This window comes from Paenibacillus sp. FSL R7-0313, assembly GCF_037969885.1.
GTDB lineage: Bacteria > Bacillota > Bacilli > Paenibacillales > Paenibacillaceae > Paenibacillus.
On record NZ_CP150219.1, the window covers coordinates 6,297,385 to 6,323,845 of the forward strand.

Consider the following 26,461-nt stretch of genomic DNA (forward strand, 5'->3'; position numbering starts at 1 on the left):
TGAAGCATCCCCTTCCCTTGGTTTAAGACTCATGATCCCCATTGTACACGACGGGAAGAATGTTCGGAACGGTTGGTGTTGTCGTCCCCTCACCCAGATAATAATCTGTCAACAAGGATTGCATATATCCTTTCACCGCCAGTCCATTGCGGTAGGCCGGGTTATGCGGCAACGTGTAGATGCGGACATCGGAAGGTATCGTTGTTGTGTACAGACGTAATGCTGTGAAATCACTCGTTTCATAGAGAATTTCCTCTCTCCAATCCCCGAGCAGATCGCCATAGAGCACAGGGGCGTTTCTGGAATTCACGCGAACATCATCGGCTGTAAACAGACGTGTTGTTGTGTTCAGCTCCCAATCCCACTTTTCCACAAAATTCGTATCCAGCAGCTCGCCGAGCACATCACCATCCCACCAAATTCTGAAATTGGTTGAGGGCTGAACTGAGCTGATCACTTCGCCATCCACATTGTAGATATTGCCTGAACTAGACCACATCTCAAGCCCATTGTGCGTTGGATCAATATCCGCCAGTGTTCCCCGTGCGACATCCTGCGGGATTTCCCCTGTACGAATGATCTCGCCCGTCGCCGCATCGGCATAAAACCAAGGGAATTGATTGACGTTTCCGTTCTCCGCCTGCTGAATCCCGAATTGCTCCAGCCCCGGTCGATCCGGATCAATGTCTGTAATGTGAAAACGATCGCCATGGACTACACCCGGCAGACTGTATAAGGTCTCTCCGTTATCATCCAGCGCCCAGCCTCCGAATGACACCTCATCCTTCCCATCCCCGTCAAGATCCAGTATACGAATCTGGTGGAAAAACTCACCGTCCGCTCCCGCATGTCTCCAACGCTCGGTCAGGGCACCGCTTGCATAGTCATAGGCTGACGTCACATACTGAAAGTTGCGGCTGAGCGCACGATTTTTGAGCGCCGTAATCAGGCTTGGATGTTCACCATCCAGATAAGCAATGCCAAAGTGCCCACTGAGCGGACCATCAGCTGCATAATCATTGGTTATCGTTGTGCGTGCCGCTTCTGTTCCCGTCAATCCATCCACGACGGAAACATACTGTGCACGCTCCGCTGTGGCAGGAACGACCTGACCATCCGCAAACGCTACCCCTTCAAAGGTACGCAGCAGCACTTCAGCCTTCCCGTCACTGTCCAGATCAAACACCGTTATATTGTCGTTGTCCCGCCAGCCTCCAAGTCCCGGCACCCCAAATTCACTGACGGAAGCAGGCGGCGCATTATATGTATCTATCGTTGTGACACTGTATGGCCCCAGATCAATCCGCCACAGGAAACCTTCGGTCAGACTGTAGGCCTCCACATATTTATTGCCTCCGTTCACCGGAATGCGGGTGACGACGTATTCATATTCCCCATCACCGTCCAGATCCCCAGGCCAGCCATGCTGCACAAAATAATCAGACGGATTGGATGTTATATTTTGCAACGGAATACTGAAATAACTGCGGATCTCGGGATTGGCTGCCAATACGACCTCGTCACTCGCATCCTGTAAGCTATCCTCCACATAAGACTTCACGATATACGTATGGCTCTGGGTTACATCTACATTGGTGTCCGTATAATTGGTTCCCTGTGTCAAAGGCTGGTCATTCAGCTTCACCTCTTCTGTACCCGTCCGACGATAGATATCAAATGCAACCTGCTGCGGTTCGGTCCCAAGCAGACGCCAGCTCAGATATACCTTGCTCTCTCCCAGATATACGGCAGTGAGACCTCTTCCCAGATTTTCAACCAGACGTGGTGCAGATCCTTCTGCTGCATCTGCCTGAAGTATGCCCCCTCCCGGTGAAACACCAGTCCATCCAATAACTCCACTTAACAGCAATGTGAATAGTACTTTTGTTCCTTTGACCACAGTTGATTTGGTTTTCATTTACAATTCCCCTCCATCGATTGGTTAGTATATGCGTACAAAAAAAGCAAAGCCTGTTATCTCTGTCCCTACGAGCCAGTCTAATGAGATCGACTGATCTGGTTCAGCAATAACTGCTTTGCCTCCGGATGCCCGGTCAACATGGTCTATCTACCGCTCTAACGGCTTGGTTCCTCCACGATCATAGAAAAAGGGGCCTTTCGCCCAACTGACAGCCAGATGCATCAGCAGTTCGGTCTTTAGTTGCTCCCGAATTACAGCATGCTGATCCTCATCATACAGGTTCGTCCACTCATGAGGGTCAACCGTGAGGTGATACAATTCACCCTTCGTTTCATGCACTCTGGATGCAGACTCTGCGACAGAACCTTCCAGGTACAGAATGAGCTTCCACTCCGTGGTCCGCCACATATAGGCCGGAGCCGAATGAGGCGCGGTTACCCCCTTTCCATGAAATTCACAGAACGTTCCGCGATGCCGGAGATCGCCCAGCAGATCGACACCAGGCAGCATCGGATTCGCTTGAAGTCCGGCTGCACGTGTCAAAGTGGGTACCAGGTCCACCAACTCCGCAGGCCCCTGATCAATCGTTCCGCGCTTCTGCTCCTCAATGTGGGTACCAGACAATATGAGCGGCACCCTCACGCTGCTGTCATACAGATTATATTTGGTGAAGCGAAACTGTCGTTCCCCCAGCATCTCTCCATGATCCGAGACAAATATAATCAGCGCGTTCTCCAACCTCCCCTGGTTCTCCAACTTCTCCAAAGCGAGTCCAAAGTAATGATCGAGCCAGGAGCAATTCGCCCAGTATCTTAACGTAGTCCTCCTCCGCTCCTCCGAACTGCGTTGGTCCCATACCTTCTTCTTGTCGAGATACGACTGTCGACTATTCGAATTCAATTCATCGGAAGCTGCCAGGTGAGTCTGCATTTCATCCTCCCAAGGCGGTTGCGGGATATCCGGTATATCTTCCAGCCTGTACAGGTCTTCAAATGCTTGGGGTACATTGAACCCGGCATGTGGCTTCAGGAAAGACAGATAAAAAAATAGCGGCCGCTCCGGGTCTACCCCTACATCCAAAAATTGCAATGCCTGCTCGGCTACCCAGCCATCCCGATGGTGATTCATCGGAATCTGACTCGTAAGCCCTGTATAGCCATTGACATTTTCCTCACCGCTACCAAAATGCTTGGTCTCCTCATGGTATGCTTCCAGTGCTTCGGGATGAGAGTCACCCATCATTGTCGCTCCCTGTTCATAATGACCACTTTGACGAGAAAGTCCGATGGATCTTACTTCGAATCCTCGTGTGGAAGGCTCCTCTACGCTCTCGCTATGGTTCCAATGCGTTTTTCCAAATCCGGCTGTCTGATACCCTGCGCGGTGCATTAACTCCGGCAACGGTTCGGAAGGCAGTTTGTCTTCCTCGAACAATCCGCCATAATTCGTTCGAACCCCAAGCTGTGACGGATAATATCCCATCATCATGGAGCTTCGGCTTGGCGCACACATTGGCGATTGGCAGACCGCATCGTGGAACGTGATTCCCTCGGCTGCAAGTTTATCGAGATTCGGTGTATGAATATGTTCATTGAACGTTCCAATACAGTCCCATCGTTGCTGATCTGTCATGAGAAAAATAATATTTGGCTTGTCCTGTGACACGTCACATCTCACTCTCCTTTGGGCTGAAAACTAAGGCGTGATTTAAACGGAGCGGTTACCCCGATTGTGCCCGGTATGCTTGTGAATGTCTTCCCGGTAACGACTTGGCGTCGTTCCCTCACTTTTTTTGAACAAACGATTGAAGTAACTGGGCTGATAGCCCACCTGCTCCGCAATTTCACTGATCTTGACGTCTGTTGATTCAAGCAGCTCTTTGGCCCGATGGAGCCTTACCTCAGTCAGATAGTCCACAAAGTTCTGCCCAAATGCCTGCTTGAATGCCCGGCTTAATGTGTAGGAATGAATTCCGTGAAGATCTGCCAATTCATCCAGCGATAACGCTTCTGCATACTGTTGCTGCGCATGCTCCTTCATCTGATGGACAGCCATCTGTATCTGCTTCTCTTCCTTGCCTGTGAATTCCTCTACACATACGTGCACAATCCGTTCTCTGAACCACAGGAACAGTTCATCCAGATCTTGCAGTTGCAGCACCTCTTCATACATCCCTACCCCAAACAATTCGACCGGATCTTCCCCTAATTGCAAAAGGGTATGTTGTATGCGTGCCAGCAGTTGGAACAAGGCCTGACGAACGTGCTCTTCTGGCGATTCTGTTCCGGCATACATACCAATAAATATGCTGAACTGTTCCAGGGCAGAGTTCTGTTCACCACTGCGTAACGCTGAGATGATGGACTGCTCCAGCTCAAGCGGATAAGCGCCCTGCGCATTCACAGCCTGTTCTGCCTCCTCATTCATATCAATGATGGTCGCATTGGCTGAGAAATGTCTTTTCCTCAATAAAGACCTTGATTCTCTGACCAGCTGTGGGATATGAGAAGCATCTGATGTAAGTTTGCTGATCGAAACTGTCATGCGAACGTTCCATTCCGACTGCACAGTTTCAATCCAATGTTGGGCCATCCGAGATAATTCTTCTCTGAATTCAGGTGTCTCTGGCTGGACCTCTGGAGGGACAGCGAGCAACAGCGCAATGGACATGTCATGGTAATTGATCGTTTCAGCCCGGTAAGGAAGTTCCACCAACTGCCTGTTCAGAATGTCGGTTGCGGCAAAACTGATCCACTCCTGAGATTCACTCCGATTTCGCTCCTTAGCCCCATATAGAAGAACTGCACTCGGACGAATGTGAGCAAACAGGATGATAAACCGCTCATCCCTAAGAACCCAACCCAGCTGTGCCAGACGTTGCTTCCATTCATGGTCGGATGACAGTAACAGATGACCCAACGTGAGTTGAATCAACAAGCTCTCCCGGGCGAGTGGAAGTTGCTCTTCCAACCGTTGCTGCAACGATTCTCTCTCCTGATTAACGCCAATCCAGCGCTGTTCAATATGCTTGATTTCATCCAGTTGTACAGACCCATTTGAACGAGTAGAAGCTGCGTACGACAATTGAGGAGAGGATGACACTTCTGGCGCTATAGCATCGACCGGTGCTCCAGTCACGGTAAATATTCGCAGTAATTTCGTAAACGGTTTATAGAGCTGGAGCGAACCGACCCACGACAGGATCAGAGCCAGCAAGAGTCCAGATCCGTTGATGAGAAGAACGATTCGGGGTACAGACACAATCGGAGCTACAATTTCATTGAGGGGAACCGCGGAAACGTAAGTCCAATCGGTACCCAATCTGCGGAAGGTGCCCGATTGAACCGAGTAGGTCAGTCCCTCATATTCCATCAGGAATGAAGACAGATTACCTTCCAGGTTCAACAGATGTTCACGGACAGCATGCTGTAATCCACCAAGTTCTTGCGCTTGTGGAAGCATGGGCTTGCCCTGCTCATCCAACAAAAAAGTCGTCCCTCCATTATACGGAGACAAGGTCTGCAGCATGTTGCTCAATTGCTTGTTATCCAGCGTGACCGTTAGTGCACCCAGTCCATCGTCGCTTCCACCCGGAAGTCGATTCACCATCATCATGGACTTGCCATCCATGGAGTGGGACCAATATATGGCCTGGGGCTGGTGAGTCAACCGTTCATACTTCTCGATCTCCCCAGCGTCTTTGATAAAATCATACCGTTCAGAATCCATCTTCACGGCCTGGGGTTCCCCCAGATACAATTGGACTTTGCCGATCAATGTATTGGAATTCTGAATCATCAGCAGCAATCGGTACAGTTCATGAACCTGTTTATATTTGAATACAAAATCGAGCTCTTTCAGACGATTATCGAAAACCGGATCGAAGGCCCACTGCGAGAAGGTCAATTCAAGCGCATCCAATTGATCGCCAACCCACACGGTACGTTGTTCAAACTGATGCAGATGGGTTTGCTGCAAAATCTTTTCCATTTTGACGGTAACCCAGCCATACAGCAGCACCCCTGTAATGACTCCCGGAATGCAGGCGATAAACAGCATCATCATCAGGCTGCGCCTGAAATAACGCCCTTTGGGTAATGGGTCTGCTCTGCGCTTGAATATCATCTGTATGGATCTCCTTCCCGGGAATACCCGCCTGAATGCAGATTCATCCTTTGACCGAGCCGATTAGTGCTCCTTTTGCAAAATGCTTTTGTATAAACGGATACACTACCAGCACTGGCAATATAGCCACAATGATCGCGGCCATCTTCAACATTTCTGTCGGTGGTGTCTCCACCTGCTGTCCAGGCGCAACCAGATCAATATTGGATGCGTTCAGCAACATGTTTTGCAGTAATACTTGGATAGGCCACTTGGCAGAATCATTCAGGTATAACAGTGCCGCGAAGAATTGATTCCAGTAGCCTACAGCGAAAAACAATCCAAAAGCAGCAAGCGCAGGCATCGATAAGGGCAACACAATCGTGTACCAGGTTCGGATGGCACTACAGCCATCAATGGATGCCGCTTCGCTGATCTCTGCGGGCAGGCTGTCGAAGAAATTTTTCATCAGCAACACCGTCCAGCCATTGGCGAGCGCAGGCAGGATCAGTGCCCAGATATTATTGATCAGCCCCAGTTCCCGTACCAGCAGGTAATTTGGGATGATGCCCGGGCTAAACAAAATGGTTAGTACAATTAGGAACATCAGTATTTTTCTGAAGTGGAATCGCTTCTGGGACAGCGCATAAGCCAGAGAGGATGATACAGCCAGGCTGCACACCGTGCCGACGGTTGCCAGAAATGCACTGTTCCCCAGCGAGCGTGCAAAGGCAGGCGTGGATAACAAATACGTATAGGCTTCAACAGACCAGCGTTCCGGAAAGAGTACAATTTTCTTTTGCAAATATTCTCCAGGGTCCGTGAATGAAACGACGAAAACATAATATAGCGGGAAAAACATAACCACAGCCAGTAGTCCAAGCGTAACCACATTCAGGGACTGTCCAATCCGCTCACTCCATTTCATGCGATGCATTCGAAACCTCCTCTCCATTGATTAATGGCTGGCCCGGGTATGGGTAGGTACCGGAACAAATTAATAGACGCCTTCCTGACCCATGCGTTTTACCACACGATTTGCGACAACGACCAGCACCAGACCAATTACAGATTTGAACAGTCCCACCGCTGTACTGTAGCTAAAATCGCCCTGCTCGATCCCTGTGCGGTATACATAGGTGTCGAATACTTCGGCCACTTCAGATACAGCACCGTTGTACATGAGGAAGATTTGCTCAAACCCCACCTCCATAATGTCTCCGAGTCTTAAAATCAAAAGCACGATGATGACACTGCGGATGGCAGGCAAAGTAATATGCCAGATCTGACGCAATCGTCCCGCTCCATCCATTCGTGCCGCCTCATACAGCTGAGTATCCACACTTGCCATGGCAGCCAGAAACACAATCGTGCCCCAACCAGCTTCCTTCCACATCGCTTGCAAAGTGACCATGATCCAGAAGCTGTCCGGGTTCGTCAATATATCCACGCGGGGCCATCCCCATAAAGTGAATAACTCGTTAATCAGTCCCGTTCCTTTGGCGAACAGCAACAGTGTTAACCCGGCAATGATCACCCAGGAGAGGAAATGCGGCATGTAGATAATCGTTTGAATCAGTCTCTTATACGCCACACTTCGCAGTTCATTGAGTCCCAGAGAGATCAGGATTGGAAAAGGAAAGAACAAAATCAGATTAAGCATGCTGATCGCAAGCGTATTTCGGAACAACAAGGCAAAGTCCGGATTACCAAAGAGTGCTGTAAAGTGCTGCAAGCCAACCCACTCACTGCCCCGAATCCCCCGAAAGGGCGAGTAATCCTGAAACGCAATAATGATGCCCCACATCGGGATGTATTTGAAAATGAGGAAGAACAATACGCCCGGCAGTGCTAGCATATATAACGACCGGTCACGCCGAAGTGCGGACAGCAGGTTTAACCCTTTCTTTTTGGATGAAGTCTGCTTCCCCTTAACCGTACTCATTCGTTGCTCATGGGTGCTCATGGTTTGCAGCTCCTTCCCTCAGATTCACTGTCCATTTCTTTTCTTGTAGGCTTCAGTCATCTCATCACTCATGGCCTGGAAATTCGGATCATTCCGCAAGGTTTCCACAAAGGCATCCCAAGCTTCAATCGGCTCCCGGCCAAGAATAATCTTTGCTTTTAGATCCTGGATCTTCTTGTTGAGTTCAGGTAGCACCTTCTGCCCGGTCTCGGATTGAAGGCCAGCGGCCAGATCCGCCACGCTCGTTTTGTCTCGCTCTGCCTCCACTTTTTTGAACAGTTCATTGGCCTGTGTCTCTTCATCCGTTTCACCCGTGGTATCCCAAGGTAGGTCGATGACGTTAACGATATGATTGAAATCCGACGCGTTATCCGCCGTCAATTTTTCACTACTCGCTACCTTTTTACCATCCACCACTTCATAATGCGTACCTTCAATTCCGAACTGCTGAATTTCAAATACTTCCGGATTCATCCAGGTATCAACGAGTTGGAGAATTCGTTTCATCTTCTCTTCCGGCACACTGGCAGGGATCGCCAGAATACCGTTGTATCCCGAACCTTTCGGATTATATCCATTCAGATTGGTCAAAGGATAGAAATCCGTATATTTAAAAGAAGGATCGACCTTCTTCAGGTCATCGGCATAGATTTTGCGCATCGTGCCTGTCTTGTCCACGATAATGCCCGCCTGATTGCGCTTGAACAGTTCCCTGGCCTGCGTCAGCTTTAGCGAAAGCAGATCTTCCGGCATCATGCCGCTGCTATAGGCTTTGGTTAGATATTGAAGGGACTTTTTCACCTCGGGCAACAGCTCCCTGTAGACCAGCTTCCCCTGCGACTCATCCCATTTCCAACTGCTATTGGTTCCGATAAAAGAATTCTCAATGGCACCGAGTACTGGGCCGAGATTACCTCCCCAACCGAGATCATCAGGACTGATATAAGCAGCAAGTGCGGTGGTATCTTTGGTTCCGTTACCATCGGGGTCCTGCTCCACAAAAGCCTCCATCACATTGAACAACTCATCCGTGGTCTCTGGCACCTGCAAATTCAATCGGTCAAGCCAATCCTTGCGGATGATAAAAAAAGAATCTCCAGTGACCGGGCGAGGCCGCGGGATCCCATAATTGTTGCCATCTGCTGCCTTGGTTGTATCCCAAGCAATATCGGGAATGCCTCCGCTGAGGTTCGAATAGTCCTTGATATAAGGGGTGATATCCCAAAAAGCACCTTGTTTGACCATCTTGGTGAAGGTACTTCCAAATGGATCATTAATCATGATGAGATCAGGTATATCCCCGGAAGCCAGGGTCAGATTGAGCTTGTCACCGTAGATATTGTTGGAGACCCACTGGATATTCATTTTGGAGTTAGTCGCTTCTTCAATGGCGCGTTTGATTACATTATCATCAGCAGCAGGGACGGCACTCGGCGTGATGGTCATAATACTGACTTCCAACGGATCGTCGGCATTGCCGCTGTTGCCACTTACCTGTCCTTCTTCTTTATTTCCGCATGCACTAAGCACCACGGACATGACCATAACAACTGATATGATCCAGGCCAGATTACGGGTGTTGCGTTTCCCCACTTTTTGCATAGGCTTTCCCATCCTCCTTAGTCTCTTAAACCTATAGTCTTAATCGGATTAACGATTAAAAAAGGGGCTTTGACAGGACTTTGAAGAAGATTCTTCTTGACCGGTCAAAGCTTTCACTCACTATAACGAACACCCGTATTTCCTGCAATTGCACTTTTTTGCACCGGTTATAAACGGTAAAAATGTGCCCTAAACCCCTTTGCTTCAATGATAAGGTCTGATAATGCGCTCGTCCCACACTTGTACTTCAATATATCGTTCCGGGCCTTGATCGCCTTGACGGTTCCATTCTTGAGGCCAACCATAGGCCTGAATAATTTCCAGAATTTCATCTTTGGTGTAGATCTGCTTACGGTAAGGTTTATCATCCAGATAACGCATGGTTGGAAAGAGATCTCCATACGTGAAGCTCACAACTTTGGCAGACAGATCTTCCCACGGAATCATCACTTGATCCGGTTCGTTATACCAAGATGACAGCCATTCACATGCACCAAGGGTCAGATAGTGGGGATATCGATTGGTGGGGGTTCCTCCCTTGGCCTTAAACTGCTCGTACTCTTGATGTTCAAGTGCTCTACGGATGGTCATATAATCCGCTGATCGCTGACTGGCAAAATTCCGGCCTTGATCACGGATTTGTTGAGTAACTATTTCGGCTTCTTCATTAGACAGGCTGGAGAGATTGCGGAAAGGTCCAAGACTTTGTTCAAAATAATGATACGCCTTCAAATCCGTCATAGGAATCTCACCACCTCCAACAAATCGTTCCGTATCCATATTCGTTAGTCATAGTGTACATCATGCCATCATTTATGGAAATATCTGTAGCAAATTATTCATTGTGGAGATAAGTTACACTTGGGCACTTCACTGCACGGGGGAAATCCACTATTATTAAGGAAATATTAACCAATAAGTGGTAGACTAATAAAAGATATTTATCTTCAGAGGGCTTAAAGGGAGGTCATCTTATGTTTGGTGTTAACGTGAAAAAAATAGAAGATCAGCTGGTCATCCGTTGGCAGTTTTCCAAAATTGAAATTCCTATCGCACATATCACATCGGTCACCCTGGATGATACGTACGGTGGCAGCGAACCATCCGCCATTCGGATCGGTCCAGTCAATGGCACAAGCGAAAGGATTCTGATCCGCACGGTTAATCAATCGTATATTTTATTCACTTCCAGCGTGACTTTACATACCAATATCCAAGCTATGTTGCACCCGTCAAACTAGATTGTTGTTCAACTTCTCATGTTTCAGGGATGAGGCGTTCCATTGACATATGTGCGCTACCAACAAATGAAGCGTTAATATTCGCATGAATTCTTACAGCGAATACTAACGCTTCATTGATTCCAATTCAAGTTGGAAGCGAGATGCTTATAGCCAACTCCACTTCGGTAACTGATCGAGCGTAATGACCTCTTCACTATGGTACAATTCCTTCAAAAACGTTAGTTCATTATGCATCCCGTCTCTCAGGAATCCACCTGTCCAGGTACAGAACCAACTCCAGTGCACATCCTGTTCCTTCATCTGCTTAGGGTCAGGGATGGAACCGTTCTCGGCCAGTGCGATGATTTTGCCGTTCTGTACAAGCTCTCGCAGGTTGGTGTAACGTGCAGCCAGCGGGCTGTGGTCTCCTGCTTCAGGGTACACATCCACACTGACAATATCCACGATATCATCACCCGGATACCATTCCGGTTTTTCCGAGTTCCAGACCCAGATGAGATTGTTCAGCTGATGCTCGTGAACCAATCGATCATACAACAAACGATATAACTGTTTGGCAGGTTCAGGACCTTTCGCTCCCCACCAGAACCAGCCACCCTCCGCTTCATGAAGTGGTCGGAATAATACAGGTACACCCGCATCCTTCAACTCTTGCAAGTGGGCTGCAATCGCATCGATATCCCGAATCAATAACCGATATGCTTCCGATTCAGTATCAGCTAGCGCGGAGGCAATATCATAGGTTGTCGCATCCGTATAGAACCCCCGCCACCACTCTTTACCTGGTTCATCGATCAGATCCGTTGGTGCGTTCCAGTGCCAGCATAGCGTCACGATCCCACCTTGCTGGTGCCATGCAATCGCATCCCGAATCTCCTGGGAGACCGCACCACGCTCTGTTCTTGATGGCGAATATTCCATGAGATCAAAGCCAATCACAGCTGGCTTCTGGCCTGTATTTTCATTAATCCAGTTAAGATTGCTGTAATCCTGCTGGCCTGCCAACATCCCTTTTTGATAACGCTCGACCAGGAACGCCATCAGTTCTTTTGCTTCGGGAGTCGCTGCTTTATTCACCGGAGCACTGTTGATCGTACGCACCGTCATCACTAACACCTCCAATTGGATTTACCATGTTAACCCACTACACCAGAACGTTCAATACTCTCCACGAAATAACGTTGCACGAACAGGTACAGAATGATCAGCGGTGCAATCGCCAGCAAAATGCCTGTGTCCACGATCATGGCCACGTAATTCGGATCAGCCTTGATACCCGAGTTCGAACCAAAGCCCATCAGTTGCGGAATTAATTGGTTCGCCTGAGCCGGTAAAGAAGCCACTTTCAGTGAAATCAGCGGACTTTCACTCATGAATAACGCGGAGTAGAACGTATCGTTGTACTGCCATACAAACGAGAACAGAATGACCGTAATCAACGGTGAGATTGCATTGGGCAACATGATTCGGGCAAACGTTTTGAATCCGCCTGCGCCGTCAATCAGAGCAGCCTCCTCGATTTCCTTCGGCATGCCCTTGAAGAACTGACGGAAGATATAGATGAACAACCCCGCCTTCAGTCCTCCCGCTGTAGCAGCCGTAATCATTGAAGGCCAATACGTATTCAGCAGATTGATGCCATTCTTTCCCGTGAACAACTGGATGATGCCTATAAAGTCAAAGCTGCGGAAATGCAGATACATCGGCACCATAAGCGTGCTTGTCGGTACCAGAATTGTGAGAATCACCAGCACAAAGAGCACATTGCTACCCGGAAACGAAAACCGGGCGAAGCCATATCCGGCAAGTGCACAGGATATCGCTGTCAGAAGCGTTGTGATGGTAACGAACAATAACGTGTTCGCCAGCAGAGGCAGGTAATCCATCACTTGCGCCGCAAGCCGAATATTATCCAATGTAAAATGCTGAGGAATCATATAAATCGTCGGATTGTAGATATCCTGTTTATCCTTGAACGCAACTGACACTTTGAGAAATAACGGGTACAAAATAATAAATGAAATGCCGATGACCAGTGCATATCTGAATATGGAATAGAGAAGGTCCGATGTTTTGTTTCGCACCCGATGCATGTGATAATTCTGCTTCGGAACTACCACCATGCGATCTGTCCCTGATGCAGCCATAATCTGAAGCCTCCCTTAATGTTAACCGTCAGTTGTAGTGAACCCGCCGTGACAAGACCCAGCCCACTACGATCAGTACAAGGCCAATCACCAGTGTATACAGCCAAGACATCGCCGAGCTTAAGCCAAAGTTCTGGGTTTTGAATGCAGTTTGGTAGATAGCCTGTGTGACTGGACTCCCGGCAAATGAATCAATGATCGTATAGATGACATTCGTCAGAATCAACGGACTGACCATGGGAAATGTAATTTTCCAGAATGATTCATAAGCTGTCGCCCCTTCGATCTTCGCAACCTCATACATCGATCCCGGTACCGATTGCAACGCAGCGAGGAAGATCAGAATCTGAACGCCAGAGCTGCTAATAATCTCATAGATCCGCATGATGGCTTCTACAATGTAATCCACATAGGCCATCGGCAATCCCACATCCGCCAGCATCCGTACAATGGACACCACATTGAACGAAGCCCCGCCATCAGCAGACGCATCGACCGCACTTGCATCTCCCATCAGATTGATTAATCCCGCAGACTCAGCTGCTGCAACTGCACTGGAAGCCAGAATAACCGGCAGGAAAAAGATCGCACGTGCCATCGTTCTGCCTCTGAACTTCTGGTTAAGCAGTGTCGCCGTGAACAGACTGAAGAACAGAATCATCGGCACGTTAAGTACCATCGCTCCAACCGAATCGACCAGAATTCGGTTGAATGTAGCATCAACCAGAAGCGCATCCTTGAAATTTTTAAATCCGACATAGTCCAGAACGTACCCGCCTGGAGCAACGGACAGATTACTCAGACTGAACCGAATCGATTGCAGGAGCGGTGTGGCAAAGAGGAAGATGAAGCCGACCAACCACGGCGATATAAATGCAAGTCCAAGCAAAGCTCTCCGTGACTTCAGCGATAATCGAATGGTTCTCATCGGCTCACTCCTTCCACCACATAATCCGTCCCGCCAACTGTTGTTCCATCCACGGTAACTGCATCCGCATTGTAATTCACAAGGATAGATGTACCGCCAGTATAGATGATCCGGACCACGCCATCCTGAATGCGTTCATGCTTGAGAATCTGCTCATTCGCCAGATTTCCCAGCACTTCATTGGCCTGCTTATACAAGGCAACGGCTTCATCCACCCAATAGCTGTACTCCGTTGCGTATGCCAAATCATAATTCGTAAGTTTCAGCCGGGAAGATGGTTCATATGTCCATTGAAAATACGGAGCTGCCCCCAGCTCCAGGCTACGCAGCAATTGTTTGCGGAGATCCTGATCCCCCGATGTGTTCATCGGAGATGCCGCATAGTTCATGTATCCATGAATGACCATCGCATAAAAAGGAACTTCTTCATCGGTAATATTGAACCGACTCGACCCTGCGGGTACATTCACAACATGTTGTGCACTACCCCAAGCGTAGCTATTTGCAGCAGATATCATCAGGTTCGGATAGGACTGTTCCAACTTGCCAAGTTGCTCCTTCACAATGTTTTTCGCCGTCTCCCGATGAATCACCCGACTATCCCGGTAATCGGAAGTCAGGACCTGCCCGAGATCACGAAGGGATAATCCGCCGAGGTCCAGTTGATTGAATTTGTCTGCAAACTCACTCACCACATAAGGAAGCTTGGCCGCTGAGAGCAAATAATAGCTGTCCCTACTCTGATCCATGCGATTAAGCGCAGGATTGTATGGATACAGTTCTGCTGTCTCCTTTGTGACAAACCGCGCCGCATCCGAGGAAGGAGCAAAACGCATATCATCGTGATAAATGTGCTGGAAAGCCACATCCGGGAACAGAGCTCCACCCGACTGCTCCAGCTTGGCGGACAACGCTTGTAGCTGAGAACGACTGCCTACTTCACTGTCCAATTTCACCCGGGTTGGCGTATGATGACTGATGCCACCGCCGAACCATCCCTGATAGCGCATTTGAACGCGGTTCACACCTTCTTGCTGTAACTTCGCCGCCATTTCGGTGGCCTGTTCGTACGTCGTCATGGCTAAGGTGGTCCGATAGGGCACGCTTAGGAACGAAGCCTTTTTGTCCACTGCACCAAGCACATCCACATAGAACGGCAACTCCGTCTGTTCTGCGAGTGGCTTCAGTACATCCTGCTTGATCAACTGCTGCTGATACAGGCGGGCCATGCCCGAGTAACTGGCATCTTCTCCATGAAGGAAATGATAACGGACCTGAATGTCTCCACGGAAAGGTTCTTCGCTAAGCAGCTGGATCTCCTGCATTTTCTGCGAGGTGTACATCTCCAGCTCATCCTCTCCGCGCAGAGAGAAGGTCGCGTGTACATGGTTGTAGCTATTCTGTCTGCCTCCAATATCCGCGGAGATACTGGCAATGCCATCCCCTTTTTCAATGACTGCAAACCAGGCATTCTCCCCGTTCTTCAGACCAAACACAGGCATATACGCGGATTCACTAACCTGAGGACGACTGAGCGAATTATCATTTGGGTCTGTGCCATATACACGCTGTACATACTGCTCTTCCTGGGTTTTTCCGTTGTTCAGATGGATCAGGCTGCCTGAACCGTCGGGCACGAGCATATAACCCTTACCCTTCGTATCCGCAGCACCAAAGTAAGCGAGCAAATCAATATTCCGAATGCGGTATTGCCCACTTTCCTCTACCTGGCTCAGAGGCACGGTCACAACAAGTGCTCCCTGCTCAAGTCGATATTCCACAGAAATGACGAAGCTGGGCTTATCCGATACGCCTCCGCCTTCGACTCCATTCTCCTGATTGTCAAAAGCCAGATCGTCCGCCGTGTAACCCGCCGTCTCAAAGGCACCCAGCATCTTGTTCAGCACAAGTTGCTTCGAAATCTGTCCATCCAGCCGTTCCAAAATATCCGGATTGTTCTTGGTTGGATAATATCGGGCAGATGTGTACCTTGCGACAGTAGCATCCAGCTTGGAAAGCACTTTCTCCTCCAGACGCTGTTTGCTGATCAACTTCGGTAGTGCATCAATACCAAGTGATGTATCACCAAGTTTATAGTTCACCCGAATCCCTTGATCGATCTGACCCACTGTGAATTGTTTGTTGCTAATACTCGAACTGAAGTTTGGAAAGTTCTCCAGTGTGCCCATCGAATCCCGGAAAGACACGTTCAACTGTGAGGACAGTACATCTTTTTCATATGCAGAAGCAAGACCATCCTCAGCCCGTTCTTTCGGATTGCTGTACCAAATCTCTCCACTTTTCCCGTCCCGTACTGCAATTTCCGTTGTCTCCTCGTTATAGTACAGGGCCAATCCCTGATCCTCGGCGACTAACTGCATACCAGGCACACCCTGCGAAGAGTCGCTAAGGAACTGCAACGGGTCCTCCGTGACGGGCATGGCCTGGGTTGTTGTCTCCAAATAAGCCGCGGCTTCTACGGCAGGAATTCCCCTGTTGTTTATATACAGCAGCCCGGCTGCAATCATGATTACAGCTGCACCACCAGCCAGCACCGTATATAATCGTTGCCTTTTGTTCACGGATGCCGCCTCCTTTAGGTCCGAAAAATCAACTCACGGTAAATGTTATAACCGAATTCGTACAGCTGTTGCAGCATGCTAAAGACCAGTGCGCCAAGGAATACAATAATGCCCATCACAATGAGTGTCAGCACCATCGTAATGATCGTTCTAATCACCGTGTACTGGTGTACCGTCATCATGCCAATGAACAGAAGAAGTATAAACCAGAAAAACGCGATGCTATTGAACAGATAATAAAAAGCAGTCTCCTCCTGCACCATGAACCGGCTGATCACGATCATTGGTGCATAGATCAGAATAACCGGAATGAGCGAGTAACCTGTCGCCAGAACGATTTCCCTGAACTTGCCTTCCCCTTCCATCAAGGTCGTTACTGCCCAGTTGGCCATGCACCATAGAAAGAAAGGTACTGCAACCGTGGCGATCTCGATGATGCTGTTAATCGTACGAGGATCGATGTAATTGACGAGAAATCCTGCGTACTGCTTTTGCAAAATCATCATGACAATGGTAAGCGCCAATGCTGCAAAAGCAACAAGCAGCCGTCCCCGGTTATCCGACTTGAGGTCCCAGAATGCATCAATGGGGTGAAAAATGAGATGCAGCGGAAACTTAATGAAATCCTGCTTCACGATCAACCTGCCTCCTCCGTCTCCATTTAACCGCCACCCGGGTCAGGATCAGAATGACAATCAGCGCGATTGCAGCGGTCAGGAATGTACCAAAATGTTCCTTCATCATCTCCCGCCGATGCCTCTTGAACGCCACAGAATAACTCTTGCGGTCCATTCCAAGTTCGAAGTAACCTAGCGCTTCCTCGTTTTTCTTCTCCATTAATAAGGACTTGCCGATACCGATATAAGCGATGTCATAGTTAGCATTCAGCTTCAGCACTTCTCTCCATATATTCACGGCCTCTGTGTCCTCGCCCCGATAGTGGAGTGCCACCGCTTCATTCACACGGGCACCAAAACGGGTTGGCTCATAGACGACAAGGTTGTTCTTGCCCCGATCCAGAACCAAGTGGTGCTCACCCGATTGTTCAATCGCGACAGGTGTTTTGAGCGTGCCGACCTGATTTCCTTTGCCACCGTATATGTAGAGCAGATGACCTTCATCGTCGTACGTGAACACCCGGTTCTGTGTCGCATCCAATACACTGTACATGCCATTGCCAAGCACTTTCACATCAATCAGTTTGGATGGACCGGGATTGTTACGGAACCGGATATCGCCTTTGACATCGTAATAACCAAACCGTTTCAGTACATCTTCGCCAGACGGGTTAAGCCGCTTGATCGGTTCATTCGAGCCGGGATCAATATTCGTCGCATACACGAATCCTTTGGGGTCAATATCCGCATTGGAGAACTCCGTTGGAACAAAAAGTACCATCTGTGCGCGCTGAGCTTTGGTTGATAACATGCGCCAGATATATTCGCCGTAGTCCCGCTCCACTTTGTTCGTACCGACATATCCGATAAATTTCCCACTCTCGTCAAACTGCATAATCCCTTCGTAGACCCCCTGTGCCACAACGTAAACTCGGCCTACATGGTCCACCGTCAGTTTCAAGGGCTGGAACTGGAATTGGGTCGACAGGATATCCGACTCAGGCTTCGTGATGGTTTGTATCAGCGTCCCCTCTCCATCAAGGACAACCACACGACTGTTTCCTGTATCGGCGACATATATGCGTTCTTCTTCATCTACAAACAATCCTCCTGGAAGATTAAAGGTCTCCTTGCTGCCCTCCATCATGAATCCATCGATTACGCGCAGCAGCTTAAAGTCTGGTTCCAATACGATGATTCGATTGTTGCCGCTATCCAAAATATAGATCAACCCGGAGGGTGAAACGTTCACATCACCGGGGTCTTTGAACTCACTAATGCCGAGGTCACGGCCTGATATGGTACGCTCGGGCAGATAGGCATCCGGTGAAGGTACAGCCTCTTTCCAGTAGTTGTAGTTATAACTCTCATACGGCGCCGGGGAGGCCGCCGCAGGCACGGCATTCACCAGCAGCAGAGATACTGCCGCCAGGAGAACAAGCCATCTTTTCACTGTGCGTGCCATATCGTTCCCCCTTAATCCTTCATGCCCGAGCTCGCCATCGTCTCAATGATTCGGCTCTGAGAGAAAATAAATAGCGTGATCGGCACACTCATCAAAATCAGTGCTACCGCAGCACCCGCTCCTGCCCGGGATATTCCGCCCTGAATAATCTGCCCTGCTGCATAATGCAGGGTCTTGAGCTGCTCGCTGTAGATGTATCCATTGCCATCACTGCCCCATAACATCTGGAACAGCAGGATGATTAATGTAAGCCACGCGGGCTTCACATTAGGCATAACAATGGACCAGAAGATCCGGTATTCACTGGCACCATCAATTTTGGCCGCTTCCAGCAGTGCATCCGGGATCTGCTCCATGAACTGTTTCATCAGATACAACCCGAGTGAATAGGCAAATGCCGGAATAATGACGGCCCAGTACGTGTCGATCCATCCGAGCCATGACATGATCATATAGTTTGGAATGGCCGTCACCGCAGGTGTGAACATCAGTGACAGTACGACCACTTGGAACATGAATACTTTGCCCGGAAACTTGTGTTTGGCAAGCGGGTACGCCGCTGCAGAAGCCAGCAGCACATGGCCTACGATACCGATGCCTGTAATAAATACCGTGTTGAATATATAACGTGAGAACGGCACCCACGAGTCACTCAGCAGGTTCAGCAGATCTGTAAAGTTGCTGAACGTCGGATTTTTGACAAACAGCGTTGGTGGAAAGGTGAAAATCTCATCCAATGGTTTGAATGCATTGTTGATCGCATAGATCAGCGGCAGCACCATGAAGGCACCAAATACGAGCAGAAGGGCAAACAGGGAGAGGCTTCCCGATAGCGAGCGATTCACCCGCTTTTTGCCTGTCGCAATTGCAGCCATAGCTATTCTCCCACCCTTCGAAGCAGTTTCTGTACCAGCAAGTTGGTCCCCACCATAATCATGAACAGCACGGTGGCAATCGCCGATGCGTAGCCCATCTCAAACCGTGTTGTACCGAAGTCGATCAAGTGGGTGACCACCGTCTCTGCCGCATAGTTCACGCTTGGGAACCCGGCCAGTGCGATCGACACATCGGCCACGGCAAACGAGGTTGTGAGCTGAATGACTGCACCGAACATGAGCTGCGGACGCATCGAAGGCAGGGTAATGTACCATAGTTCCTGCCAGCGATTCTTGATGCCATCCACCGCTCCCGCTTCGTACAATGTCCGGTCCACCGTCTGCAAACCGGCGATAAACGCCAGAAATCCAGTTCCGAGACTCAGCCATAGCTGCACGAGAATGAGAATAGGCATAATATAAGCTTCTGTCTTCAGCCATTGGATCGGCTCCAGCAGAAAACCCCATTTGATCAACAGCCCATTGGCAATACCATAACGATCTCCCGAAAAAATCATCAGCCAGATAAAATACACATTGCCCGAGATGGAGGGCGCGTAGAAGATCAGCGTCATGAACGCTCTCCATTTCGGTGTTAACTCATTAATGATCCACGCGAAGACAAAACAGGCAATATAACTGATCGGTCCGGTAATGATGGCAAACAGCAGCGTATTCTTGATCGCAATCAGGAATACATCATCCTCCAGAAACAGGCGAGTGTAGTTCTGCCAGCCAATAAACCGCGGGAATTCCAGCATGTTAAAGTAGGTGAAGCTGAGTATGATCGAGATGACAACCGGAATCACGGTAAACATGAGGAACAGGAGCATATAAGGTGCAAGCAGAACATAGGAATGTTTGCTGGCCTTCATTTCCTGGAGCTTCCAGCTCCACCACGATTTCACGCCCATCCTTGACGCTTTCTCAGGAGGACTGTTTTGTCCGTCTCGGAGTGATATTTGTGGCACGATTAACCCTCCCTCTGCTTACGGAAGACCAAATTCATTACGTTTGACGCGAATCTCGTCCTGAATATATTGGGTATAATCCATAATGGATTCCCTGGCTTCCACTTGGCCAACAACGGTTTTGTAAAATGCATTGAACAGATGGCGGCCTGTAAAATAACCACCGGGTACTTCAGGAATGCCCTTCACCGTTTCGAATTGTGCCTTGAGATTGGCGTAATCCTCCGCAGGCCACGGCAGGGAATCCAGCGCCTTGATGTTGGCCGTTGGATAACGGGCAGCGGCACCCATCAGTCCTTCCATCTCCCGTCCAAATTCAGCCTGAATCGGTGTACTGGTCCACCACTTCATGAACTCCCACGCCGCATCCTGATCCTTGGCACCCTCCAGCATCATGACTGCGCTGCCTCCACCCGGTACGTCCCGATTCAAGGTTCCATCCGCCTGAACGGTTCCCGGGACAGGAACGAAGCCCCATAGTCCCCGAATCTCCGGTGCAAATACGGACAACTGGTTGTACATGGTGTAATCCGTTAGTCCAATAGGCATCTGTCCTGTCCGGAAACGGTTGGCAAAATCATATTCCCGCTCCAGCTTGTAATCGGTATAGAATTCCGTCCACTGCTTGAACGTCTCGATTCCAATCCGGGAATCCAGATCCGACTCCTTGTCATCGTTTCGATAGAAAGCGCCTCCGTTCTGAAGCAGCATCGTGGCATACTGTGAGTTCGGCGGAATATTGACACCCTGCATATTCGCCTGGGTCACAATCGGCATACCGAATTCCATATGATTTTTGCTCAGAATCGCGAGTAGAGCCTCGACATCCTCCCAGTTCTGAGGCACTTCAAGCCCGAGTTCTTCGAGCACGTCTTTACGATAAAACAGCATGTTAAAGGTCTGTGTTTCCGGCAGGGCATATACACCTGAATCATAGGCATACGGCACGATCGCGCTTTCCCTGAACTCCTGTTCCACGGTGCTATAATCACTGAATTGCGTAAGATCTACAGCCGAGTTCCGCATCGCAAAGTTCACCGGCAGATCATTGCCGATCTGCATCGCTACATCCGGTCCTTCACCGGACAACGTCGCTGGCAGCAAGGTTCCCATGTTGACCAGCTTCAGATTCACGTTAATGCCACTGTCTGGTGTGAAGGTCTTGTCAATCATCGCTTTCATCGTATTTGCCTGGTCACGTCCACTACCAATCCAGACGGTCACCGTCCGCTGATCTTCCGATGTGGCTACATTGCCAATCTGGTTATAATCAATGAAGAACGAATGATAGAATATCTTCGCTTCATGACCAAGCTTGGCAAGTGGCCCCATACCTGTTCCGGGAATATCTTGGTCAATCGAAGTGACGTACAGTGCGTCGATCTCCAGGGGCTGTTCTCGTGCCTGTTGCACCCATGTGCCGAGACCGCCTGTGTTGGTTTTATAAGCCGCAAGCCGTCTTGGAATGGTATCTGGCTTGTCAATCATCTCGTCCAGTTGAAGCGCCATCGTCTTAATCAAGGCTTCCTGATCGCTGGACTGCCCGGATAGAAGACGAAGCTGTGCGGCCACGTCCTTGAGACGTTTACTTTCTCCGCTGAATACTTCCAGCAGATTCGGGATCTGCTTTTCCACCCGATAATCCCGGAATTCATCAGGCTTGGTACCTGTAATCATCAGAATGCGTCGGTACATGGAGTTCAAGTTGTACAGACTGTCCTCCACATTGCGGATAAGGGGTGCAAAGTCACCGAGGCTGTTCTCCAGCCGTAGCACATGTTTTCCTTTTTCCAAATGAAATTTGTATGCTTCCTTGCCACCCATAACATCAATGCGGTAGTCACTCTGATAACGGAAAGGGGCTTTGGCCATCTCTGCAAACGGAACTTCACCGTCAATGGTCAATTTGCGCGTAGAATAGATGCCTTTAACAAAATTCTGCTGTGCGGTAAATCCGATATTATACAGTCCGCTCTCCGGTACATCCACTTCCCATTCAATCCATTGTCCCGGCAGACGCCAGTTAAAGCCGCCAATCGTATTAATGCGTACCTGGGAAGCGCTATAAGGAGACACAGCAGAACTTGACCTTTCGCTCGTCGGGTATAACGTAGGTGAAGATTTGGCAACAGCGGCTTCACCTTCAATGCGAATAAGTACATCCTTCGGCTGCCCGGAGGAATCCGATTGTTGTGCACCCGCAGTCTCTGCGTAAGGAACGGCTGTCTTCTCATTGAAAAGACGAATGGACCGGATCACCATGGGTTCACGCGATGATTTTAGCGTTAGCGTGTGTTCCCCTTTTACCAAATAAAACTTGAATGGAGCCTGTTCGTACCCGTCGGAGTCCTGAAACGTTTCTTCCATCCAGCGAGGTTTCTCCACTTGTCTCGGGCGTAAGTCATTGCCTTGATTGTCCTGCTCCACAACATCTTTCTCATTCGCCCATACCCGGTCAAACTGCAAATAGGCGGCTTCCGCAAAAGGAAGTTCACCATCAATGTACAATGCACGCTCAATGGCCGAACTCTTGCCTTCAACGGGAAAATAGATTGCGGACAGATTATACAGCCCGGTCTCCGGCACGCTAATTTTCCACTCGACTTGTCCTGTCTCTCCGGTATGGAGAGATACACCATCCATTCCCTCATAATTCGTCAGTTTGCGGACGTTTTCACCTTCGGCTTTTATGTAATCTCCTGCTTCAATGGTGATGTCCACACTCGGCTGTGTAGCCTGATCCGTTCCGGATCGATACTGTTCGTATCCCTTTTTCTGCCGGGTCTGCTGCAAGATTGCATCCACTTCAATGGCAGGCAGACTGCCAGGTGGAATGTCTGCACTCTTCCCATCAGCGCCGGAAGTTACATATAGAATGATGCAGGCTGCCGCCACGATGATTACTGTGGACAATACCCATGTCTTACGTTGTAGAATTCCAGCCATCCTAAGAGTCCTCCTCATCAAGGCTGATGCCAGCAATGCCGATTTGGTGGTTCAGGAAAAGGGGCTCCGTGCAACATTGCCGACACGAGCCCCTGCCTGAATCGCTTGCTGGTGTTAAGTTCTTATTGTTTACCGAGTTTATCAATGGCAGCTTGTGCCTGTGCTTTGTATTTCTCGGCTGTTGCCGTCACGGAAGCATTGTTTTTGATGATATCGTTCACAAAATCCCCGAACGGGTATCCTGTGTAGGCATCATCCAGTAAAATGCGGCCCGTTCCAGCGATGTGCTCGCGAATGATGGCGATATCCTTCTCGTCGGTATAACGACTCTCCAGATAATCCTGACCTGGATACTCTTCAATCTGCGGGATGTCGAAGGTCTCTTCATAGATTTGGTAGACGATCTTTGGATCCTCCACACCTTTTGGAATGAACTTCGCCGATGCCGCGTTGTTTGCATACGTTACCTCTTTGCTACCCTGTGGCCCGTTCGGAATCGGCACAACACCAACTGCAAAGGTGAGATCGCCCAACTGCCATTCAGCAGCGGTGAACAGAGCTACATCTCCATCTTTGAACGTATTGCTTTCCTCCCAATTGGTTTTGTCGCCGGTTTTGACCTTCACGACATTTTCCACGTTATACAGGCGTTTGACGAATTCGGCAGCTTCAATCGTTTTCGGATCGGACAATCCTTCTTTGCTATTGGTATCATCCACGATCGTTCCACCATTGGCTGCGGTAAAATGGCGAACGACATCAAGCGCCCAGCCAGAAAATCCGTATACGTCAGTTTTGCCGTCGTTATTGGTATCTTTGGTTGCCTGTTTGGCAAGTTCCATGAATTTATCCCAATCCCATTTGTCTTGGTTATACAATTCTTGAGGATCAGGCAAAGATAATTTTTTGAACAAGTCACGGTTATAGTGAAGTCCCAGACCAATGCTGGTTGGAGATTCGAAGGCGTATTCGTTGCCTGCAATGGCAGGAAATTTTGCAATCAGGTTAGCCTCTTGGTTGATGTTATTCTCAGGTGTAGTGAATTCGGAGATGGGCAATAGTTGCCCTTTGAGGATGGCAGGTAGTGCGGATTTGTACTCCATCTGAACGATGTCGGCGAACGGTTCGCCAGCCAGTGCAGACGTTGTGAATTTGTTCATGTATTCTTCGAAAGGTACGTTAACAAACTCCAGTTTCACGTTGTATTTCTTCTCGACCTCTGCAATTTTATCGAGTCTGGCCTTATCGGAGGCCGTCTCTCCCGCTGGTTTCAAGTCCCACCAGGCCGCAACCTTAATGACACGCCCACCCAGATCAGGCACATTAACCACAGCTTCTTCCGCTCCGCCCTCTTTCTCTGTCTCAGCGACTTCGGTGCTGTTACCTGAGTTCGTTGTTCCCTCTGCTTCGGTCCCCGTCTGCGCTGTCCCCCCACCACTGCAAGCGGATACAAAAAGCATCACGGCCAATAACATCAGAGGTAGAACATTCCATCTTCTCATCATGATTTTAACAACCTCCCCGAATGTGTATACCAATCATGGTTCACCCTAAATCGTTAACCCCATTCACCAACCAATCGAAAATAAAAAACCACCACCATTTGTTATTTTCTTGTTTGTTTTTGACAAACAAAATTTAACACAGCAAAATGTAAGCGTCAACATTTTTGTTGTTAACATTTTCTAATTATTCTGATAAAATGCTGATAAATCTGTAATTTATCTGTATCACAGCTTATTCAATATCCTGGATTCTAAGTACAAACTTATTAAAACATGATTATAACTTTGTTTATTTTGTTATTTTTATAAAATAACAAAATAATAATTTAACAGACAAAATTCGTCATTCTATCTGAAAATATGCTTACCGTCACGTTGAACGTTCATCCTAAAATACTGTGCATCACTAACATTTTGAATTCTCTGTCCGTTATTAGATTAAGAGAAATACATCATGTTATACTAGGAACAGTTGGATATCGCTCCAAATAAGGAATACGGCAGAACTACGAGTGTAAGGATGGTATGATGAAGACAAAGGTAACAATTCAGGAGATTGCACATTTTACGGGTTTGTCGAAATTCGCGGTGTCACGAGCTTTGTCTGGAAAATCGGGAGTTAGCGATCAAACGAGGGATGTCATTCTCAAGGCCGCTGGCAAACTTGGATATTTCAAAGATAACAGCATGTTGTCTGGTGAACTGTATAACAACAATGAATCTCAGGAACCAAAGAACACACGTTCAAGCGGAACGATCTTGATTTTGTTTCCCAATGTTCGGTACCAAAATCAAGACTCCGTATACTGGGGACCCGTCTTTAACGGGATCTCTTCCAAGCTGAACCAAAAAGGGATTAATATTCTGACCTTGACGGAACCCTCGGCAGACCAGCTATTTACCCTGCTCAACCCGGATGCCATTCGTGGAATCATTACCGTTGGCTCTATTTCGACCCCGATTCTGCTTGAAATCAAACGTCTCAGTATTCCGGTTGTGATGGTGGATCACCTGGACCCTGTTTTTCACAGTGACAGCATATTCACCGATAACTTTGCATCCATGCGAGAGATCATGCTCTATTTGCTCCGCAAGGGCTTCAAAACCTTCCAGTTTGTTGGCAATATCGGGGATGCTCATAGCTTCTATGAACGCTGGATTGCATACACTTCTGTGCTTATGGGCCATGGGATGGAAATACATCAGATTCCTGAGCTAAGTAATCAGGCATTGGATGAGTTCCGCCAGACGTTCACTTCGGTGATCAATGAGGATAACCTGCCTGAAGTGTTTGTATGTGCGAATGATTTCTATGGGCTATACACCATAGAAGCCCTTGAGAGTATGGGTATTCGTGTACCTGATCAGTGTGTTGTCACGGGATTTGATAATCTATACGACAATATCCCATTACTGGCTACAGTCAATGTGAACAAGGAATTGCTCGGTGCACGTGCAGTGGATCAGATGTTATGGCGCATTGCGAATCCAGAGAGTAACGTCGAGAAAAAGTTAATTCTTGCTGACGTCGTTATTCGTGAACAGTTTGGCAGGCATAGTGGATAAAAGCATATATGGATAAAGCTTA

General features: G+C 48.6%; 19 protein-coding genes. 2 read left to right on the plus strand and 17 right to left on the minus strand.

Going from position 1 to position 26,461, the window contains the following annotated elements:
• Positions 1-22 precede the first annotated feature (22 nt).
• From NSQ38_RS27410 to NSQ38_RS27440, 7 genes are all read right to left on the minus strand, one after another.
• A complete protein-coding gene (locus NSQ38_RS27410; protein ID WP_339785037.1) occupies positions 23-1,918 on the minus strand; it encodes a hypothetical protein in 1,896 nt (631 codons plus the stop codon).
• A gap of 150 nt (positions 1,919-2,068) precedes the next feature.
• Positions 2,069-3,586 (minus strand): sulfatase-like hydrolase/transferase, encoded by a 1,518-nt coding sequence (locus NSQ38_RS27415; protein WP_339785039.1) that lies wholly within the window; start codon positions 3,584-3,586, stop codon positions 2,069-2,071.
• Positions 3,587-3,628: 42 nt separating this feature from the next.
• Entirely contained in the window at positions 3,629-6,046 is a 2,418-nt protein-coding gene (locus NSQ38_RS27420; protein WP_339785041.1) for an AraC family transcriptional regulator, read from the minus strand.
• A gap of 43 nt (positions 6,047-6,089) precedes the next feature.
• Entirely contained in the window at positions 6,090-6,953 is an 864-nt protein-coding gene (locus NSQ38_RS27425; RefSeq protein ID WP_157116298.1) for a carbohydrate ABC transporter permease, read from the minus strand.
• A 69-nt stretch (positions 6,954-7,022) separates the two neighbouring features.
• On the minus strand, positions 7,023-7,970 hold the full coding sequence (locus NSQ38_RS27430; protein ID WP_339790729.1) for an ABC transporter permease subunit: 948 nt from the start codon (positions 7,968-7,970) through the stop codon (positions 7,023-7,025).
• A gap of 45 nt (positions 7,971-8,015) precedes the next feature.
• Positions 8,016-9,593 (minus strand): extracellular solute-binding protein, encoded by a 1,578-nt coding sequence (locus NSQ38_RS27435; RefSeq protein WP_339785043.1) that lies wholly within the window; start codon positions 9,591-9,593, stop codon positions 8,016-8,018.
• 204 nt (positions 9,594-9,797) lie between these two features.
• Positions 9,798-10,334 carry a hypothetical protein gene (locus tag NSQ38_RS27440; protein ID WP_339785045.1) on the minus strand — a complete coding sequence of 179 codons (537 nt, stop codon included), beginning with the start codon at positions 10,332-10,334 and terminating at the stop codon, positions 9,798-9,800.
• A gap of 233 nt (positions 10,335-10,567) precedes the next feature.
• Between NSQ38_RS27440 and NSQ38_RS27445 the strand changes: the two genes are divergently transcribed.
• A complete protein-coding gene (locus NSQ38_RS27445) occupies positions 10,568-10,834 on the plus strand; it encodes a hypothetical protein (RefSeq protein ID WP_133384083.1) in 267 nt (88 codons plus the stop codon).
• A gap of 147 nt (positions 10,835-10,981) precedes the next feature.
• On the opposite strand, the gene NSQ38_RS27450 is transcribed toward NSQ38_RS27445, so the two are convergent.
• The 10 genes from NSQ38_RS27450 to NSQ38_RS27495 all read right to left on the minus strand — a co-directional run bounded on the left by NSQ38_RS27450 (position 10,982) and on the right by NSQ38_RS27495 (position 24,870).
• Positions 10,982-11,944, minus strand: a complete 963-nt coding sequence (locus NSQ38_RS27450) for a glycosyl hydrolase (protein ID WP_339785047.1) — start codon at positions 11,942-11,944, stop codon at positions 10,982-10,984.
• 29 nt (positions 11,945-11,973) lie between these two features.
• A complete protein-coding gene (locus NSQ38_RS27455) occupies positions 11,974-12,984 on the minus strand; it encodes a carbohydrate ABC transporter permease (protein ID WP_339785048.1) in 1,011 nt (336 codons plus the stop codon).
• Between the two features lie 28 nt (positions 12,985-13,012).
• Positions 13,013-13,912, minus strand: a complete 900-nt coding sequence (locus NSQ38_RS27460; RefSeq protein WP_091032970.1) for a sugar ABC transporter permease — start codon at positions 13,910-13,912, stop codon at positions 13,013-13,015.
• A complete protein-coding gene (locus NSQ38_RS27465; RefSeq protein ID WP_339785051.1) occupies positions 13,909-16,494 on the minus strand; it encodes a DUF5696 domain-containing protein in 2,586 nt (861 codons plus the stop codon). The genes NSQ38_RS27460 and NSQ38_RS27465 overlap by 4 nt, the downstream gene beginning before the upstream one ends.
• Before the next feature lie 14 nt (positions 16,495-16,508).
• Positions 16,509-17,129, minus strand: coding sequence for a YIP1 family protein (locus NSQ38_RS27470; protein ID WP_289391783.1), 621 nt, complete (start codon positions 17,127-17,129; stop codon positions 16,509-16,511).
• Positions 17,110-18,576, minus strand: a complete 1,467-nt coding sequence (locus tag NSQ38_RS27475) for an NHL repeat-containing protein (protein WP_339785053.1) — start codon at positions 18,574-18,576, stop codon at positions 17,110-17,112. The genes NSQ38_RS27470 and NSQ38_RS27475 overlap by 20 nt, the downstream gene beginning before the upstream one ends.
• An 11-nt stretch (positions 18,577-18,587) precedes the next feature.
• Positions 18,588-19,451, minus strand: a complete 864-nt coding sequence (locus NSQ38_RS27480) for a carbohydrate ABC transporter permease (protein WP_017689719.1) — start codon at positions 19,449-19,451, stop codon at positions 18,588-18,590.
• Positions 19,452-19,453: 2 nt separating this feature from the next.
• The gene (locus tag NSQ38_RS27485) at positions 19,454-20,365 is read right to left on the minus strand and encodes a sugar ABC transporter permease (protein WP_339790731.1); all 912 of its coding nucleotides are present in this window, start codon (positions 20,363-20,365) and stop codon (positions 19,454-19,456) included.
• A 75-nt stretch (positions 20,366-20,440) separates the two neighbouring features.
• Positions 20,441-23,368 (minus strand): extracellular solute-binding protein, encoded by a 2,928-nt coding sequence (locus tag NSQ38_RS27490; protein ID WP_339785054.1) that lies wholly within the window; start codon positions 23,366-23,368, stop codon positions 20,441-20,443.
• A gap of 122 nt (positions 23,369-23,490) precedes the next feature.
• On the minus strand, positions 23,491-24,870 hold the full coding sequence (locus NSQ38_RS27495; RefSeq protein ID WP_339790734.1) for an extracellular solute-binding protein: 1,380 nt from the start codon (positions 24,868-24,870) through the stop codon (positions 23,491-23,493).
• 528 nt (positions 24,871-25,398) lie between these two features.
• On the opposite strand from NSQ38_RS27495, the gene NSQ38_RS27500 reads away from it, so the two are divergent.
• Positions 25,399-26,439: a LacI family DNA-binding transcriptional regulator gene (locus NSQ38_RS27500; RefSeq protein WP_310333732.1), complete on the plus strand. Its 1,041-nt coding sequence runs from the start codon at positions 25,399-25,401 to the stop codon at positions 26,437-26,439.
• Positions 26,440-26,461 lie beyond the last annotated feature (22 nt).

Bases quoted from the DNA above. Each gene is read 5' to 3' on its own strand.
- NSQ38_RS27500 (WP_310333732.1), top strand. From the start codon at position 25,399: ATGATGAAGACAAAGGTAACAATTCAGGAGATTGCACATTTTACGGGT.
- NSQ38_RS27485 (WP_339790731.1), bottom strand. From the start codon at position 20,365: ATGGGCGTGAAATCGTGGTGGAGCTGGAAGCTCCAGGAAATGAAGGCC.
- NSQ38_RS27475 (WP_339785053.1), bottom strand. From the start codon at position 18,576: ATGGCACGCACAGTGAAAAGATGGCTTGTTCTCCTGGCGGCAGTATCT.
- NSQ38_RS27460 (WP_091032970.1), bottom strand. From the start codon at position 13,912: ATGAGAACCATTCGATTATCGCTGAAGTCACGGAGAGCTTTGCTTGGA.
- NSQ38_RS27420 (WP_339785041.1), bottom strand. From the start codon at position 6,046: ATGATATTCAAGCGCAGAGCAGACCCATTACCCAAAGGGCGTTATTTC.
- NSQ38_RS27435 (WP_339785043.1), bottom strand. From the start codon at position 9,593: ATGCAAAAAGTGGGGAAACGCAACACCCGTAATCTGGCCTGGATCATA.
- NSQ38_RS27450 (WP_339785047.1), bottom strand. From the start codon at position 11,944: ATGACGGTGCGTACGATCAACAGTGCTCCGGTGAATAAAGCAGCGACT.
- NSQ38_RS27495 (WP_339790734.1), bottom strand. From the start codon at position 24,870: ATGAGAAGATGGAATGTTCTACCTCTGATGTTATTGGCCGTGATGCTT.
- NSQ38_RS27455 (WP_339785048.1), bottom strand. From the start codon at position 12,984: ATGGCTGCATCAGGGACAGATCGCATGGTGGTAGTTCCGAAGCAGAAT.
- NSQ38_RS27430 (WP_339790729.1), bottom strand. From the start codon at position 7,970: ATGAGTACGGTTAAGGGGAAGCAGACTTCATCCAAAAAGAAAGGGTTA.
- NSQ38_RS27480 (WP_017689719.1), bottom strand. From the start codon at position 19,451: ATGGCTGCAATTGCGACAGGCAAAAAGCGGGTGAATCGCTCGCTATCG.
- NSQ38_RS27410 (WP_339785037.1), bottom strand. From the start codon at position 1,918: ATGAAAACCAAATCAACTGTGGTCAAAGGAACAAAAGTACTATTCACA.
- NSQ38_RS27440 (WP_339785045.1), bottom strand. From the start codon at position 10,334: ATGACGGATTTGAAGGCGTATCATTATTTTGAACAAAGTCTTGGACCT.
- NSQ38_RS27445 (WP_133384083.1), top strand. From the start codon at position 10,568: ATGTTTGGTGTTAACGTGAAAAAAATAGAAGATCAGCTGGTCATCCGT.
- NSQ38_RS27425 (WP_157116298.1), bottom strand. From the start codon at position 6,953: ATGAAATGGAGTGAGCGGATTGGACAGTCCCTGAATGTGGTTACGCTT.
- NSQ38_RS27490 (WP_339785054.1), bottom strand. From the start codon at position 23,368: ATGGCTGGAATTCTACAACGTAAGACATGGGTATTGTCCACAGTAATC.